This is a genomic window from Pseudoalteromonas sp. NJ631 (genome assembly GCF_000276645.1).
Classification (GTDB): Bacteria; Pseudomonadota; Gammaproteobacteria; order Enterobacterales; family Alteromonadaceae; genus Pseudoalteromonas; species Pseudoalteromonas piscicida.
The window spans coordinates 50,452-66,734 of the sequence record NZ_AKXJ01000019.1 but is presented as its reverse complement, the minus strand read 5'-3'; the positions used below and the strand labels follow the sequence as shown (position 1 = coordinate 66,734).

General features: G+C 42.8%; 14 protein-coding genes. 3 read left to right on the top strand and 11 right to left on the bottom strand.

Annotated features, from left to right (window positions below):
• Positions 1 to 39: 39 nt before the first annotated feature.
• Positions 40 to 1,059, bottom strand: a complete 1,020-nt coding sequence (locus A587_RS0121665; protein WP_017219258.1) for a beta-ketoacyl-ACP synthase III — start codon at positions 1,057 to 1,059, stop codon at positions 40 to 42.
• A 278-nt stretch (positions 1,060 to 1,337) separates the two neighbouring features.
• Here A587_RS0121665 and tnpB point away from each other — a divergent pair, with 278 nt between their 5' ends.
• A complete protein-coding gene (gene tnpB / locus A587_RS25465) occupies positions 1,338 to 1,445 on the top strand; it encodes an IS66 family insertion sequence element accessory protein TnpB (protein ID WP_369605588.1) in 108 nt (35 codons plus the stop codon).
• 313 nt (positions 1,446 to 1,758) lie between these two features.
• Positions 1,759 to 1,893 (top strand): hypothetical protein, encoded by a 135-nt coding sequence (locus tag A587_RS25460; protein ID WP_370626406.1) that lies wholly within the window; start codon positions 1,759 to 1,761, stop codon positions 1,891 to 1,893.
• A 306-nt stretch (positions 1,894 to 2,199) separates the two neighbouring features.
• Here the strand turns inward: A587_RS25460 and A587_RS0121655 are convergent, their stop codons facing one another.
• The 10 genes from A587_RS0121655 to A587_RS0121605 form a co-directional block, all read right to left on the bottom strand.
• On the bottom strand, positions 2,200 to 2,487 hold the full coding sequence (locus A587_RS0121655) for a hypothetical protein (protein ID WP_017219256.1): 288 nt from the start codon (positions 2,485 to 2,487) through the stop codon (positions 2,200 to 2,202).
• A 45-nt stretch (positions 2,488 to 2,532) separates the two neighbouring features.
• Positions 2,533 to 2,760 carry a hypothetical protein gene (locus A587_RS0121650; RefSeq protein ID WP_010378049.1) on the bottom strand — a complete coding sequence of 76 codons (228 nt, stop codon included), beginning with the start codon at positions 2,758 to 2,760 and terminating at the stop codon, positions 2,533 to 2,535.
• A 265-nt stretch (positions 2,761 to 3,025) separates the two neighbouring features.
• Positions 3,026 to 4,204 carry a cystathionine beta-lyase gene (locus tag A587_RS0121645; protein ID WP_017219255.1) on the bottom strand — a complete coding sequence of 393 codons (1,179 nt, stop codon included), beginning with the start codon at positions 4,202 to 4,204 and terminating at the stop codon, positions 3,026 to 3,028.
• 2 nt (positions 4,205 to 4,206) lie between these two features.
• Positions 4,207 to 5,109: an NAD(+) diphosphatase gene (nudC, locus tag A587_RS0121640; RefSeq protein WP_017219254.1), complete on the bottom strand. Its 903-nt coding sequence runs from the start codon at positions 5,107 to 5,109 to the stop codon at positions 4,207 to 4,209.
• 147 nt (positions 5,110 to 5,256) lie between these two features.
• Positions 5,257 to 6,051, bottom strand: a complete 795-nt coding sequence (nagB, locus tag A587_RS0121635; RefSeq protein WP_010378045.1) for a glucosamine-6-phosphate deaminase — start codon at positions 6,049 to 6,051, stop codon at positions 5,257 to 5,259.
• A gap of 262 nt (positions 6,052 to 6,313) precedes the next feature.
• Complete coding sequence (nagX, locus tag A587_RS0121630) at positions 6,314 to 7,447, bottom strand: transmembrane glucosamine N-acetyltransferase NagX (RefSeq protein ID WP_010378044.1); 1,134 nt, start codon at positions 7,445 to 7,447, stop codon at positions 6,314 to 6,316.
• A 258-nt stretch (positions 7,448 to 7,705) separates the two neighbouring features.
• Positions 7,706 to 8,830, bottom strand: coding sequence for an N-acetylglucosamine-6-phosphate deacetylase (nagA, locus tag A587_RS0121620; RefSeq protein ID WP_017219252.1), 1,125 nt, complete (start codon positions 8,828 to 8,830; stop codon positions 7,706 to 7,708).
• Positions 8,830 to 9,741 carry an N-acetylglucosamine kinase gene (gene nagK / locus A587_RS0121615; RefSeq protein WP_010378041.1) on the bottom strand — a complete coding sequence of 304 codons (912 nt, stop codon included), beginning with the start codon at positions 9,739 to 9,741 and terminating at the stop codon, positions 8,830 to 8,832. Before nagK ends, nagA begins: the two co-directional genes overlap by 1 nt.
• 310 nt (positions 9,742 to 10,051) lie before the next feature.
• Positions 10,052 to 10,894: an isopenicillin N synthase family dioxygenase gene (locus tag A587_RS0121610; protein ID WP_017219251.1), complete on the bottom strand. Its 843-nt coding sequence runs from the start codon at positions 10,892 to 10,894 to the stop codon at positions 10,052 to 10,054.
• A 386-nt stretch (positions 10,895 to 11,280) separates the two neighbouring features.
• The gene (locus A587_RS0121605) at positions 11,281 to 12,402 is read right to left on the bottom strand and encodes an ATP-binding response regulator (RefSeq protein WP_010378038.1); all 1,122 of its coding nucleotides are present in this window, start codon (positions 12,400 to 12,402) and stop codon (positions 11,281 to 11,283) included.
• A 105-nt stretch (positions 12,403 to 12,507) separates the two neighbouring features.
• Here A587_RS0121605 and A587_RS0121600 point away from each other — a divergent pair, with 105 nt between their 5' ends.
• Positions 12,508 to 16,239, top strand: a complete 3,732-nt coding sequence (locus A587_RS0121600) for a response regulator (protein WP_026001084.1) — start codon at positions 12,508 to 12,510, stop codon at positions 16,237 to 16,239.
• Positions 16,240 to 16,283 lie beyond the last annotated feature (44 nt).

Sequence of the window (16,283 nt, the reverse complement as noted above, 5' to 3'; positions counted from 1 at the left end):
CTCGCTTGTTTTTTTGTTGATGAAAAAATGATTGGAAAATTAATTCCATTCTTTTGGATAGGTTCTGAGATCTGGCCAGGTCACAACCGTTGACCCCCAGGAGAAACCTGCGCCAAATGCTGTGATGAGAAGTTTCTGACCTGGTTTTAGCTGGTTGCTATGTGCATAATCGTTTAGTAGCAATGGAATTGAAGCCGTAAGCGTATTGCCATGATCAGCAATGTTGCTGGCTACTTTACATTCCGGTAGGTCTAACTCATACGCTACTGTTTGAAGAATTCTGATATTGGCTTGATGCCCGATCATCCAGTCTAACTCTTCGATGGTCAAATCGTTCTGTCTGACCGCTTTGAGCGAAGACTGGGTCATTTGTGAAACTGCATTTTCATATACGACCCGGCCATTCATACTGAGATAGTAGGCTTGGCTTTGCGCGTGTTGCCCTAAGGAGTCCTTAACCCTTTGCCTTGCCCCCCCTGCATGTGTGCATAATGCATCGCTGAGAGAACCATCAGCACCAAGATCAAATTGACCAATCGCACCTAGTTCATCTGGCTCTCCTTTGCCGATAACCATAGCACCTGCGCCATCGCCAAAAATTGGCCAAGTGGTTCTATCATCTTTATTAACAAATTTTGTAAATGCTTCCGCGCCAATAAGCAAAACAGTATCGGCAATGCCGCTTTCCACAAAGCCCTTTGCGGTTGCCATGCCATAAACAAATCCGGCGCAAGCAGACGTGATATCGTAGGCCGCGACTCCTTTAAGCCCCAGTTTGTCAGCCACTTCTGGAGCAACTGCCGGGCAAAGTCTTTCGGGAGAGGTTGTTGCAACGATAACCATGTCTATTTTATTGGTTTGTGCCGATTCGATTGCCCTAAGCCCGGCTTTAATCGCGAGATCCATAGTGGATATCTCGCCATCTACCATGTACCGGCGCTCTATTCCCGTCCGTTCACGAATCCACAGGTCGCTGGTATCAAGTGTTTTTGAAATATCATCGTTAGTAACAATATTTGGTGGGACACATACACCGATCCCTCTAATGACGGCTGTCATAATCGTTATTCCTTTAATTTAATGTTATTACTGCTTTTATAATGCTAAACACCAATCAAAATTAACAATAACATTACCTAAAATCAACACTCGCGTTTAAATATTTACTCAAATTTAAAATGTGTTGATTATTACTTGATGGTGTGGGCTCTCTGTACACGATGCTGAACGAGGAGTCGCTGGATAAAAATTTTAACTGACTTGCAATAGCACCTGACGAAATTTCCGCTAAAAAGGCTAGGAGCAGAGTAAACTTCACCTAAACACAAGGCCATAGAATACTGACTGAGTCTGCAATGAGCGGCCTAATGTTTGCGTTTTATAATAAAAATAAGAACAAGCTGAAGGTGTTGTATTGGGATAACACCGGCTTCGCTTTGTGGTAAAAGAGGCTTGAAAAAAGTTAAGTCTAAATGGCCCGACAAAGAAGGCGATGACTTCACTACCCTAAGCACTGAACAATAGCAGTCGTTATTGTCTGGCTAGTCCGTCATTACTCTTAAGCCATTCAGTTATGGTTATAACAAGGTTTTTAGATCACGAAGTTGCCTAATTAAAATTAATAAATAACAAGTACTTACCGGTTAGATAAATTAGCGCAAACGATGCTACCAAAATCGAAGCGAGGGCAAAGCCGTCTACAACACACTCAGATAATGGTCAAAACTCGTTCGCTACCTAGATGACAGACATCTAAAGATAGACTATGGTCGCGCAGAGCATGCTAACATACCGTTCGTCATAGGCCGAAAGAACTCTACAAATGGTGCGGAAAGCGAAATACCGTGCACTTGCTCTCTTGGCAAGTCACCTTGGCTTTTTGGTTTAGAATAGCCATTTTTCGTTTTTAACTCATTAATTATCTTTGCTTCCACCAAGTAGATATCCACATTGGAATTCTCGTTATCCATCCCCCGATTAAACAATATGTATTTACCATCCGAAGTAACCGTAGCGTAAGCATCCCATTTGTCTGAATTTACCTTGTCCCCCATGTTGATAGCACGTCCCCAACTGCCATCTTGTTGTTTAAAACTGATGTGCCGAATCCCTCCAGGAGCTAGCACAAGTGGTTTTGGAGCGTTGCGCTGTGCTTAAACCAAAACACGACGCAACAATTAAACAAGTTTGTAGTTGGTTTTAAGATTTGTTTTCGCATTTTACCGTCTCTTCCCCAAGACGATAGGCATTATTTGCCAACACATAAGTTCCCGAAATAATAGCAGTAGTAGGAACGAGTATCGGCGTTAATATAATTCCACTCACGGAATAATACGTATTGGTTTCGTCTGCAACATCGACTATTTTTAGGGTTTTTCTATCCGATGAAATCTCACACTTGTTGATGTGGGCAGTATCCTTAACGGGCATTACCACACAAGCGCTGAGTGAGACTATCGGTAACATAATCAATAAACTTAATTTCATCACTTTTCCTTGAATTTGGGTTGTAATATTCTTGTGACGTAAGTCTTAAATATTACCTTCCTCAATAGATTCCCTGTACTTACGTTTAAAGTACTTCAAACTGGCATTGATCTCTTTAATTTCCATTCTTGATTCCACCGCTAAATCTCTCATTTCTTTGACTCGTTTTGAAATAAGGTAAATAAAGAGGGGAATTGGTATACACAAAAAAATAAAACCGATGTAAACAAGCGCACTTATGACGCTGATACTACTCCACATTACTTCCATCATATAATTCTCCTTGAAACTTCCTATGTATTATTTTATGTAAAGCTGGCAAAAATACGTAAATAAAGTTACTCCTTTCAACGCCATAAAACTAGCTTTATATGATCTGTGTCTACAGATTTTGGAGAATTATGAAATGGAAGTATTAGGTAATGGCACTACTTGGGTTAAGGTGATGAAAAACATGCGACCTTCATAATGGTATAAACAAGTCCGAGGTACCTCATTAAAAATGAAGCACCCCATACCAATAAGTCGAACCGAAATTTTAAGATTTGCCGAGGTTTTGTTCGTAGACCTTAAGTGCGTGTTCTAAATCTTCTATCAAGTCTTCTACGTCTTCAAGACCGATGTGAAGGCGGATCACGGGGCCAAGTGCCCAACCTGTGGTTGATCGCAAATGCTCCATGGTTTTATTGGCTGTAACTAAACTTTCATAGCCGCCCCATGAGAAACCCATTTTAAAATGGGATAAGGCATCTAAGAAACGGTTAATCGCCTTTTGGCTACCTTCTTTCATTACGATTGAAAACAAACCATTACAGCCATCAAAGTCGCGCTTGAAGAATTCATGACCAGGACAAGTCTCAAAAGCGGGATGTCTAACGTGATCTACGAGTGGATGCGCTTCGAGCCATTTCGCCACCGTCATTGCCGACTGCTCGTGCTGTTTTAACCTCGCAGGCATAGTACGTAACCCACGTAGTGCTAAATAAGCATCATCTGCAGAGGTACATTGACCAAGTAAATACGAGTGCTCTCTAAGCTCAGGCCAATAACGCTCATTTGCAACGGCAACCCCCATCATGACATCCGAATGCCCAACAATATACTTGGTTGCCGCTTGAATGCTGATATCAACACCATGATCGAGCGGACGAAACTGCCAGCCATTGCCCCACGTATTATCAAGCATAGTGATAACGCCACGGCGCTTTGCAACTTCAACCATCGCTGGCACATCTTGAACTTCCATGGTGATTGAACCTGGAGACTCTAAGAACAACACCTTGGTATTGTCTTGAATTAACGCGTCAATCCCGGCGCCGACCATAGGGTCATAATAAGTGGTTTCGATACCGTAGCCTTTTAACAGCTTATCGCACAAATCTCTGGTTGGTTCATACGCAGTATCCACCATCAGCAAGTGATCACCTGCTTTTAAAAATGACAGTAGTGACTGTGCGATAGCAGCTGCACCAGACGGATATAAGGCACAACCCGCACCATTTTCAAGCTCAGTAATGGCATCTTGCAAGGCGAAATGGGTATTGGTACCACGGCGGCCGTAAAACAGTGTGCGATGTCCACGGCCTTTTATCGCTTCTTGCATTTCGGCAACGCTCTCAAAAACTACAGTAGAGGCGCGCTGAACAACTGGGTTTACTACCCCTTTGGTATATTCTGCTTTTCTTCCAGCAGCAACGATTTTAGTATGCTTTTTCATAATTACTCTTCTGATTGTGCACGCCAGTATTCAACTAAATACCTGGAAATAGAGTCTTCTCTGGTGAGTTTATAGCCGGGCTTTGTATCACCCCACTCTGAAAATGTATTAAGCTCCGCCCGTGAAAACCATTTAGCTTGCTCAAGCTCATCTTGCTCAACAAAAATCTCTGTGGTTTTTGCCTTCGCGATAAATCCAAGCATAAGTGAAGACGGGAACGGCCAAGGCTGTGAGGCAATATAAGTGGCGTCGTATGCTTCAACACCCGCCTCTTCCATCACTTCCCTTATCACGGCTTGCTCTAGCGACTCGCCGGGGTCAACAAATCCAGCCAGCGTCGAAAATACACCTTCTGGCCAAACAGCCTGACGGCCCAACAAACAGCGTTCAACGCCATCAGGGAAAACATGAGTGACAAGCATGATAACGGCTGGATCTGTACGTGGAAACGTCATATGGCGGCATTCTGGGTTTACACAACGTCTTGCATGGCCTGCTTCAACCATTTTATTGGGTTGCCCACAACGTCCGCAAAAACAATGGGTTTTATGCCAGTAACATAATCCTCGTGCAAGCACACCAATTGAGCCCTGTTGCTTTGGTAAGTTACGACCCACTTGGCGCATATCGATGAATTCTGACTCAGAGTCAATAAAAGAAAGCTTGTCTCGTTGTTTGGAGACATCAAGCGCAAAATAGCTGTGCGCTTCGTCACGACCTAAGAATATCGCGTCTTGGAGCGCTAAATCAGCGACTTCTGTGCGAGAAAGATAATGTAATTCATTATCTCGGGCACGCACTAGATTAGCGTCGTCTTGAATTAATAACCAGCGACTATTGTCACCCATTTGAGATAATAACCAGTTTTGATCTTTTCTTTCGTTAGACGCTCTGTCTAACGTCATTTGAGTGTAATACAGCAAGCCCCTATTCCTTCGTGTTCTGGAACATTTTATCCACCTCGGCGAGACCTTAAAACTACCATAGCACAAAGGTACAGGCAAAAAAAAAGCCCATAAATGGGCTTTTGAAAACTACAGTGTGATTTCACACTACAGAGAGGCAAGATAGTCCAACAGCTTTTGATTTTCGTTTTCAATATGCTTATAGAATTCAATATCTTTTAGCTTAGATGCCGCAGCTTCATCGATGACGATTACAGCATCACGATGCATTTGTAGTGCCGAAGCCGGACACGCCGCAGTTAAAGGGCCTTCTACCATAGCAACAACGGCATCAGCTTTATTTTCACCAGTCGCTAATAACACAACTTTTTTAGCATCTAAAATCGTGCCAATACCCATAGTAATAGACAAGTGAGGTTGGTACTCATCAGCTTTAAAAAAACGAGCATTATCATCAATCGTCGCCTTCGTTAGGGTTTTAACCCGAGTACGTGACGTTAAGCCAGAAGATGGCTCGTTAAAGCCAATATGGCCATTTCTGCCAATGCCTAACAGTTGTACATCTATACCACCAGCAGATTTAATACGCGCTTCATACTCGCCGCACGCCGTAATTGGATTTTTTGCATCACCCGGCGGTACGTGCGTGTTACTTTTATCAATGTTGATATGGTCAAACAGCTGCTGCTGCATAAAGTAACGATAACTTTGTGGGTGCGAGCCATCTAAACCTAAATATTCATCTAGGTTAAAGCTGGTAACTTCAGCAAAACTGATATCGTTCGCTTGGTTACGCTTAATTAATTCTTGATACAAAGCAACCGGTGTTGAACCCGTCGCTAATCCCAACACAGAGTTAGCTTTACGCTTTAATTGCGTTGTAAAAATGTCTGCACCATATGCTGCCACTTCGGCAGCGTCTTTTAAAATGACTACTTGCATACGATTAACCAAATGTTGAGATGATTAGAATAAAATGGGATCTGAGCCTTGCCTCGCGTGCAATCAAAGCAAGGTCAGATCGAACCTAATTGGGATACACAACATTAGGTTATTACCATTATGACAACGCTGTCATTATTATCAGAAATAATTCGCTTGTAAAGCAAAAGTGAAAAAAAATATGGATATTTTTTACTCTATGCAATCGAAAGGTGTTAAAAAGCCCACAACGGTGGGCTTTTTGAAAGGAGGCTTGCGAATATTATACACTTACAAAAATACGGCGTTTATACATCCAATGCAGCACTAAAAGCTGTACCGCCAGTAGCGCAAAAACAGCAATTAATGGTTGCCACGCAGTTGGCACAGCGGCAATCACGCCACCGAATACGCTTTTACTAATAAAGGTCCAATTCACTAAGCTTGACGCCAAATAAATGATAATGGAATTGGCTCCTATAATAACAAATGAATACGCCCAACGTTGAAAGCTGAGTACATCTACTATCGCGTAAAATACCGCAAGTAGAATTGCGCTCCAGCCGACGGTTACTAGCACAAATGAGCTTGTCCACAATTCTTTATTAACTGGAAATTGCATGTCCCAAAGCCAACCTAGTGCTAGGACAAGTACACCAGAGCCTGCCAAAATACCAACGGTTTTCCACTCTCCTTGCGTTTGGGCATTGGCAATCGCACGACCAGCAAATACACCTGCGATAGCATTTACAATGGCAGGTAAGCTTGACAGCACACCTTCTGGGTCAACCGGACGGTTTTGATAACTGATCCCAGGTAGTAAATACGTATCAATGAACGCATTCCAACTACCAACACCATTTGCACTTAAGTCCCCCGCTTGCCCACCAGGAACCGGGATAAAGCAAAGCAGTAACCAATAAAATAACAATATGCCTACACCCACATGGGCCAAGGTTCGCAAACTCGTATGCCAAACCAGTAAAGCACAAAAGAACCAAGCAAACGCGATGCGACCTAATACACTGGCGTAGCGAATACCGTCAGGATCCATTGGGATCCCAGTTCCCCAACCATGGTTGTATAACACGCCAAAAGCACACAGTAACAAAAGGCGCTTCAGTGCTTTGAGATAAAACGGTTTACGTTCATTAAAGGGCAGATGGTCGATACGTTTAGGCGACAAGCCCATCGCCACACCCGATAAAAAGATAAACAGTGGAAAAATAAGATCGTAAAAAGTAAAACCATGCCAAGGACTGTGCAGCGTGTGCGCTTCAAAAGCCTTCCACCCTTGCCATCCGGTCAATACAAACAGTGCCGCAAAAATAGACTGGCCACCTAAGATCCAGAACATATCCATGCCGCGTAAGGCATCTAAAGACGCAAGTCGCTTTGGCTTATTATTCGTTGTCATTGTTATTTATCCGCGTGAAAACATTAACTATGGATCGCTCAATCAAGCAAATCCATTTGCCTCAAGGTTAGTTTTGATGCGCGTTGCAATCATGACTCTATCATTACGCACACGACAATAACTTCCTGAGTTGTCGATCCACCCATGCTTAACCAAATACCGGCTAAGCTTAAAAAACAAAGCCCCGCGGTACTGCTGCGGGGTTTTATCAGGGAAACTTAAGCGGCCGTTTCCGTCCACTATTCAATTGCAAATCAGTTATAACAACTGACCACCAATATAGGTTTGCTTCACAATCAAATCGCTATCGAGCACCACGAAATCAGCATCAGCCCCCGATCTTAGATGCCCCTTTTGAGACAGGCCAAGATATTGCGCAGGGTACAAAGAAGCCATGCGTAAACTCTCCGCTAGACTCACGTTAAGCGTATTAACGGTGTTCCGCACCGCACTTGCCATATCCAATACACTGCCAGCAAGCTCACCAGTCGTTGAATTTAACCGATCACCGGTACGAATAACTTTTCTGCCATCAAAAAAGTCAAACTCCGTATCATCAGTCCCAACCGGAGGCATGGCATCCGTCACTAGCATCATTTTGCCGCGCTGCTTAGTACGAATCGCAAGCTGCGCCGACAATGGATGAACGTGATGGCCATCAACAATCAAACCACACCAACTATTGTCATTCCAAAGCGCCGCGCCGACAACGCCCGGCTCACGGGAAGTAAACGCAGACATTGCATTAAATAGGTGCGTAAAGCCATCCACGCCAACGTTTAGTGCGGCGCTGGCGGTGTCATAGTCCGCGTTTGAATGACCGATACACACTTTCACACCCAATGAAATCAAGCGCTCTATATCGCTAAGCGGCACAGTTTCAGGTGCTAAAGTCACCATTTTGATGCCTAAATCTTGACGCGCGTATACCGCAAACTCTTGCTCTGAGATTGGCCTGATGAACTTTTCGCTATGCGTACCCTTTTTAGGATGAGATAAGTGTGGGCCCTCAAAATGGATCCCAAGCACTCCGGGCTGATTAGTAGCAATCGCTTCTGCTGTTGCATCTGCCGCTTGTTGCATTACTTCAATTTTGTCAGTGATAAGGGTTGGCATTAATCCCGTTGAACCAAATTGGCCATGTGCTTTAACCATAGTCGCCAAGCATGCCGTCGATTGATCGGCGTTAAAAAATGCACCGCCACCACCATTAACTTGTACGTCAATAAAACCTGGTGCAACTAGTCCCGATAACTTAGATACATTGGTCGCTTGCGACTCGTAGATATAACCAATTTGGCCGTTGTTTACTTCGAAGTAAACGTCTTTTCTAAAACTTTCACCATCAAAAAATTCTGGAGCAAAATAACATTGAGTCGTCATTAGTTCGCCTTTTTTAATTCTTGACCTGCACTTTGAATTGCAAAGTAAATTGCCCCCATTTCAGGAGGTTGTTTCGGTAATTGGACTTGCTTTGCAACTTCTGGGTCGAGCCAAGGTTGTAGCGGCTCTGATAATCCGCCGATCATAGAGAGTCTAGGCGGGTTTAGTTCAAGTAAACGCTTCGCTAAACGACTAATGTATTCCGCACCAGACTTTACGATAGAAAGGGCAATTTCATCATTTAGTTTTGCTTGCTCTAACACATAACGAGCCAGCTTTGCATACCCACTAGACGGCTGCCCCGCCATTTGTTCTGCAATACCCATTGCCCCTTTCGCACTGAAGTGCTCTAGCAATACTTGGCTCAATGACGTTTTTTCACCAAGGCCATCGAGATCGAGTAACGCTGCTTTTACCGCCTCTAATCCCATCCATGCGCCACTGCCCATATCGCCTTGAGCAAAGCCATGACCACCATAGTTCACTGTTTTACCATCAACCAAGGCAAAACCACAGGAGCCGGTGCCCGTAATAATCACGGCACCATCGCTACCTTCATGAGCACCAATACACGCGGTGTGTAAGTCTGTGGTAAGGAACATTTGTTTAAAGGGATGCTCCCATTGCATGATTTTGTCATAGAGCGCGGGTAAGTTAACACCTGCAAGGCCAAGACCTGCATTTAGCTCATGTACTTGTTCAACACGAAGACCCGCGTCTTGTAACGCCATTTGTGTCGACACCATAATGGATTCAAGCGTGCGCTCTAAACCATGTAAGGGATTCGCAGGACCGCCTAGACCCGTACCCAAAACGCCATGTTGAAGAGAATAAATTGTAGCGCGGCATTTTGTTCCACCACCATCGACGCCGATGTATAGTTGGTCTTGGTTAACCTGTTTAGCCATCATGTAAAGACCCCTACTTTGTTCTGGATTAGACCGCGTTATTGTTTTCGTTGGACACGGTTTTTCATTCATGTTGAATTGATGTTACACAACAAATGACAGCGTTGTCATTAAATTTTTCAAGAAATTTCTTCATTTTGAAAAAAACTAATATTGCACAGTTTGTGAGGATTGTCAGTGAAAAATTGCAATAATCGTCAAATTACAAGGACTAACATAGATTAGGGAATGTTAGACACATAATAAAAAAGCGACTCAATATTACATCAAGTCGCTTTATCGATTTAACCTTATCGTTCAGGTTATTCGCAGATTACTTAACCCCAAGTTCTCTCAAACGCTCTTGCAAATAGCTATCTGCAGTGTAACGCTCTGACAACACAACATCCGGTCTTGGATGTAAGAATAGCGGCAATGAAATACGAGATTTCGTCGACGCTTTGCCCGTAGGGTTAATCACACGGTGAATTGTCGAGGGGAAGTAATCACCCGACGCCTCTTGCAGCATGTCACCAATGTTAATAATCAACGAACCAAAGTCGCATGGTACGTCTAACCAGCTGCCATCTTGTCTTTGCACTTGTAGGCCAGGCTCATTTGCCGCAGGCAATACAGTAAGTAGATTGATATCACCATGAGCTGCGGCGCGAATTGCACCCGGTTCTTCATCGCCTGTCATTGGTGGGTAATGAAGAATACGCAGTAATGTCTGCTCTGATTCTTTGATCATATCTTTAAGATCAATAGAGAATCTCGCTCTCACATCTGCAGGCGCTTCAGCTTGTACCCAGCTTAGCAATTCTTGAGCAAACTCGCTCGCTAAACGGTAATATTCACGAATCTCTGCTTCTAATTGGGCCGGTACGCGACCTTTTGGATAAACGTGAAAGTACTCTTTAATGTCTTTTACTGTAAAACCTTTCGCAACTTCAGAGACTTCTGGTGGGAAGTAACCATCTTGGGTTTCTTTATTGAAAAGGAATTCGTGTTTTTCTTCTGAATTAAAAAATTCTTGCCAATGTTTGTAGATTGATTCAACCAACTCTTGTGGGATTGGATGATTTTTTAGTACACCAAAACCCGTGTTTCTTAAAGATTCTACAAATTCTTTCGCAGCATTTGGCGATTGATAGTCTACGGTAGGTAACTGTTGCATAATGGTTCCACCAAAATTATTAGTAATTCATGGTTATTTACTCAATTGCACATTGGAGTAAATAACGCACTTCCCGTGTCATCTCAACACTGCGTACCTAGTAGAAGGTAAGGCGTATGTTATCGGGTCTGTTAACCTAGGGGGTTGTTTTTAAGCAGTAAACTTGTATTTGACAAGCCTCGCTCAAAACAGCAACAGCAAAGGCTAAAAAGCCCTTATACGATCGTGTTGTCGATAATTCTTCAAAAAGTGTAGCTAATTACATGGTTAGCAGAGTATTTTTTAAAGATTACGTTTTAACAGCGAGCGAGCTTATTGAATTAGGACAAATGATATAAGGACTTATGTCCGCTTTTATGTATAGGATCTGAGACTTTTGATGCAGATCAAGCATTATCGGGGGCATCTATCGGTATTTGGATATCCCACTCCAATCCTTGCGGTGTATTTTTCACACTAAACTCTCCATTGAGTGCCCCTGAAACCAAGTTGGCAGTTAAATTTGCGCTCAGCCCAACATGACCTGCATTACCTCTTTTTGTTGTAACAAATGGTTTTAATAACTCTTGTGTACTAATTCCTCTAAGCCCTATTCCATTGTCAGTATAATTCACATGTAAATTGTTACCCGAGTGCGTAAAGGTGATAGTGGCAAGATGATCATGGTCAATCCAAGCATGCGCAATGGAATTTTCAACTAAGTTGCTCAATACCTCAACCAGAGCTTGTCCATCCACATAAATCTCTGTTGTTGTGTTACCAACAAACTGAATTTGTACGTCTTGCTTTGAAAAATCTTTTTTCAGTCTTGTTTCTATTTCTTGTAATTTAACGTCAGCACAGCTGCTATCTCGCTCAGACTGAGAGACCGACTTCAATAAGCTGACAAACTTAGCCACTTTTTCTAGATTACGGCTGCACAGCGCACTGCTGTCTTTGATCTGTTCAAACCCCGTAACCAACCCATCCTGCGTAAGCGTACCTGCGGTAAGTGCACTTTGAAGCTCTTGCATGACGCCTTCTAAAAAGGTGTTTGATGTAATACTGGTACCAAGCGGGGTATTGATTTCGTGTGCAATCCCCATCACCATTTGGTTTATGGCTTTAGATAGCTGCTGTTTTACCGCTAACTTTTGCGCTTCAATTAACTTAAATTGGGTGTTTACTCTGGCTATGATTTCAGCGGGTTTATAGGGTTTGGTAATGTAATCAACACCACCAACCTCGAATGCTTGTACCAAGCTCTCGCTGTCTTCATAAGCACTCACAAAAATAACGGGAATGGCCGCAGTCGAGTTGTCGGACTTAAGCACTTTACATAGTTCAATCCCCGACATGTTTGGCATTTTTATATCAGTAATAATTAATTCAGGCTGATGCTTTTTAACGATACCTAATGCAATGTCCCCGCCTCGTGCTGCCAATACTTTATATCCTTCCTTTCTTAGTATGAGCTGCAATACTTGGAGGTTCTCCGGCATATCGTCAACAATTAAAATGTCTGACATGTAACGTTACTCAAGTCCTTAAGGTAGACACTTTTTACAGCATAGCTTGAGAAATTGTATATCGCGACTATGTTTATATATAAATTCACGCGTAAATAATAACTTATGTCCTCAAAAGCATTACTAAGTTGGATCGCACTTTTCGCCTTGATGGCAGCCTTAGGAAGCGCAACGCTTATCTACTACTCAACAACCACTCATAGCACACTCGCGACCGACGTTAATATCGCTTATCACAACCACCTCTCACTTGAGATATATAGCAAAGATAAAAACGCCCAATGGCTCAATGATATCAAACCTGCACCAAGTCACTCCTTACCACTACCGCTACAACAAATTTATGAAACCCAAGCAAGATTAAAATCTCAATTTTTAGCAAACACGGTTGAACAGGTCTATTTACCTCAAAGTTATCAAAACGCCATCTCACAACTACCTCTCATCGCAAACGCTGAACTCGAAACACACACTAATCAACAACTTAAAATTCTGTTGATTACTGGCCTTGCTTTCGCGGTGTTAACACTATTTTTAAGCTTTTATGTTTGGTTTATGCGCACTAAACATTTCTCCCCACTCTATCGCATCGTCAATACGTTACGTGAACAAGCGTTAAACGGCGCCCCTCTTTCAGTAGCCCCCACAAACAGTGACGCAGATGTAAAACGCCTCACACAAGCTATCCATGCTGCCACCACCTCTCAAAGCCAAAAGTTAGCGTCAGCCGCAATTATCGAAAACTATAATCGCGAACTAAAATCCATCACGGGTTCCGAGCCTATCGTGCGCCACGCATTAGAGTTTATTGCCAATGAGTTCAATGCACCGAGTGTGTGCCTCTATGCCAATTCAGAAGACGACACATTGTCGTTAGTGAAAAGCCATGGAGTGACACCAAGCCAATCAATTATTGCGTCCACGATAGCGCTTTGCGCAACAAATAATGAACCACAAGTACAACAAGAACCGTTGTGGCTCAAAGAACAAGAAGTTGAAGTGAAGTTACAAAGCCGTTATTGCTTTCCACTAGCCATCGGTAATCATGTAGTTTATGTGCTACTAGTCGGTAGTGCACAGGCGTTGATAGACAGCCAATTTGAAGCGCTTGAGTACTTGTGTAAGGACTTAAGTCTCGCGCTTGCTATTAATGAAAATATCGAAAAACAACAAAAGACAGAGTCGGCCTTAAGCGAACAACTTGAACTTACCCACCACATTATCAATGCTATCCCAAACCCTACATACTATCGATCTACTGACGGGGTATTTATGGGGGTAAACAAGTCCTTCTTGGCACTGTTAGATCAATTTGAAGTAGACGTGATTGGCGCCAAACTAGAAGAGATTTTTGATTTAGGAATAGCCAGTCTATTTGAGTCCAAAGCCCACGAAATTATCACCACAACCCAAGAGCAAACCTACGAAGTACTATTACTCGATGGCCAAGAGCAAGCTCGGGAACTTATTGTATACGAAGCGCCATTTTTTAATGAAAATGGCGCTGTAGCTGGGATTGTTGGTATGTACCTTGACGTGTCGGAGAGGAACCAACTACAACGCGAGCTCATAGAAGCGAAAGACTTGGCCCAAAACTCGGCAAAAGCGAAAAGCGAATTCCTCGCCAACATGAGCCATGAAATTAGAACCCCAATGAACGCCATTATTGGTATGTCTCATCTCGCACTCGCGACCGAATTAAATGCAAAACAGCACGACTACGTATCAAAAATAGATACTGCGGCAAAGCAATTACTTAGATTGATCAACGATATACTCGATTTTTCAAAAATCGAAGCTGGCAAAATCGAGTTAGAATATCAGGCCTTTTCAACAGAAAAACTACTCGACAATGTCGCCACCATCGTCAGTGTAAAAGCCCAAGAAAAACAACTAGAGTTAGTCTTTGATATTGACTCACAAGTGCCCTACTGCGTGATTGGCGATCAATTTAGAATAAGCCAAGTACTCATCAATTTAGCGGGTAACGCGGTTAAATTCACAGAAACCGGTGAGGTTGTTATTCGTGTTGCCCTCGTCAATGTCGAAAAAGGGTTGGCGAAAATTAAGTTTAGCGTCAAAGACTCCGGTATTGGCATGAATAAACGCCAGCAAAAAAACCTATTTCAATCTTTTTCTCAAGCAGACAATTCAATCACCCGAAAATATGGCGGTACTGGGCTTGGCCTCACAATTTCGCAGCAACTGGTCAAGCTTATGGGGGGAGAAATATATGTTGAGAGTGAGGAAAACGTCGGTTCGGAGTTTTATTTCACATTAGAAATGGAAGTCAGTGACGAGCTGAGTCAGGCGAAAATGGCGTCAACCCACTTATCAGAGCTATCAGCAACAATTATTGACGATAACCAACATGCATTGGACGTGTTAAGTGGTATGCTAACAAACTTTGGTATGCAAGTTTGTTCTTATTTGGACCCTCATAAGGCGTTAAATCAATTCGTCCTAACACAAGATTTACCCGATCTTATTTTCGTCGATTGGCATATGCCAAAATTAGATGGCATCGAGATGATCACTAAGCTGCAATCGCAAGTCGATGTGTCACAAAGTAAGTTTATTTTAGTCACAGCTTATGGTCGGGAGTTAAACCTCAACGATAGCCAAGCCAGTTTAGTCGATGGTGTACTTTTAAAGCCGATTAATCCGTCAAACCTTGTGGACGTTATTCAAAATGCCGTATTTGACTCACCAGAAGTAAGAACCACTATCACCAAAAAAGAACAAACGATTAGTAAACAAGCACTAAATGGTTTATCGATTTTGGTTGCGGAGGATCAACCTGTCAATCAGGAGATCGCAGTGGAGATCTTATCTAGCTTCGGAGCTCAAGTGGCGGTCGCTGATAATGGGCAAGAAGCCATTGAGCAAGTTCATAGCAAACATATAGATATTGTTTTAATGGATATGCAAATGCCAGTGATGGATGGCATTACCGCGACGCAAAACCTTCGTATAGAGTTCGATAAAAATACACTTCCTATTCTCGCGATGACCGCCAATGCCATGGAAGAAGACATCCAGACTTGCATCGATGCTGGTATGAATGACCATGTCACAAAACCCATCGACGTAGAGCAACTCGTTAAAAGCATTTTGAAATATTCAAGCGCTGAGACCAGTAACCTTTTAGCAACGCCAGTAGCAAACCCAACAGAAGTCACAGCAGAGGTAGAGGAAGTTGATGAGGTCATTGAGTTTGAAGGCATTGATATTGCCGAGGGTATTGCTCGAGCCGCGGGCAACCAAAAAGTTTACTTCGATATCTTAGAAAAGTTCCTGTCCCAGCAGATTGAAGAGCTGATCAATTTAAAACAGGCGTTAGCCATTGAGAATTTTGAACTTGCACATAGCATGTTACATGCATTAAAAGGCGCTAGCGCTAACCTTTCGATTGTTAGGCTGACTGAAGAGTTTAAGCACATTGAGGCTTCTCTTAATGTCCGCCCACCTAATGCAAGCGAAATTGACGAGCTGATTAAATACGTTAAATATGCACTGGAACAATGCCAAAAGCGTCGTAAAAAAGAAGCGTCTCATCAGGTAAAAAGTGTAACGAAAAACAACGAAGAAAAAGGTGGCAATAATCAATTAGAGGAACTCATCCAGCTCGCATGTGCATTAAGAGATTATGATACTCAAGCCACAGAGCTAGTAGACTCAATTTCAGTAAGTAGCTATTTGACTGAACCAGAACTACAGAAATTAAAAACCGCCATCGCCCGCTTTGAGTTCAATGAAGCCTTTATGATGCTAACATCCATAAAGCATGTAGAAGAAGCACCTGAGCTTAATGCAGGAAAAGGCGCACTGCATTAGTGCCATTACTATAAGGGCGAAATGAAGATTTCGACGTAATAGAA

What these genes read in the sequence shown, in the direction of transcription:
- A587_RS0121665 (WP_017219258.1), bottom strand. Translation starts at nt 1,059, where the DNA reads ATGACAGCCGTCATTAGAGGGATCGGTGTATGTGTCCCACCAAATATT.
- A587_RS0121645 (WP_017219255.1), bottom strand. Translation starts at nt 4,204, where the DNA reads ATGAAAAAGCATACTAAAATCGTTGCTGCTGGAAGAAAAGCAGAATAT.
- A587_RS0121600 (WP_026001084.1), top strand. Translation starts at nt 12,508, where the DNA reads ATGTCCTCAAAAGCATTACTAAGTTGGATCGCACTTTTCGCCTTGATG.
- nagB (WP_010378045.1), bottom strand. Translation starts at nt 6,051, where the DNA reads ATGCAAGTAGTCATTTTAAAAGACGCTGCCGAAGTGGCAGCATATGGT.
- A587_RS0121610 (WP_017219251.1), bottom strand. Translation starts at nt 10,894, where the DNA reads ATGCAACAGTTACCTACCGTAGACTATCAATCGCCAAATGCTGCGAAA.
- nagX (WP_010378044.1), bottom strand. Translation starts at nt 7,447, where the DNA reads ATGACAACGAATAATAAGCCAAAGCGACTTGCGTCTTTAGATGCCTTA.
- A587_RS0121650 (WP_010378049.1), bottom strand. Translation starts at nt 2,760, where the DNA reads ATGATGGAAGTAATGTGGAGTAGTATCAGCGTCATAAGTGCGCTTGTT.
- nudC (WP_017219254.1), bottom strand. Translation starts at nt 5,109, where the DNA reads ATGACGTTAGACAGAGCGTCTAACGAAAGAAAAGATCAAAACTGGTTA.
- A587_RS0121655 (WP_017219256.1), bottom strand. Translation starts at nt 2,487, where the DNA reads ATGAAATTAAGTTTATTGATTATGTTACCGATAGTCTCACTCAGCGCT.
- A587_RS0121605 (WP_010378038.1), bottom strand. Translation starts at nt 12,402, where the DNA reads ATGTCAGACATTTTAATTGTTGACGATATGCCGGAGAACCTCCAAGTA.
- nagK (WP_010378041.1), bottom strand. Translation starts at nt 9,741, where the DNA reads ATGATGGCTAAACAGGTTAACCAAGACCAACTATACATCGGCGTCGAT.
- nagA (WP_017219252.1), bottom strand. Translation starts at nt 8,830, where the DNA reads ATGACGACTCAATGTTATTTTGCTCCAGAATTTTTTGATGGTGAAAGT.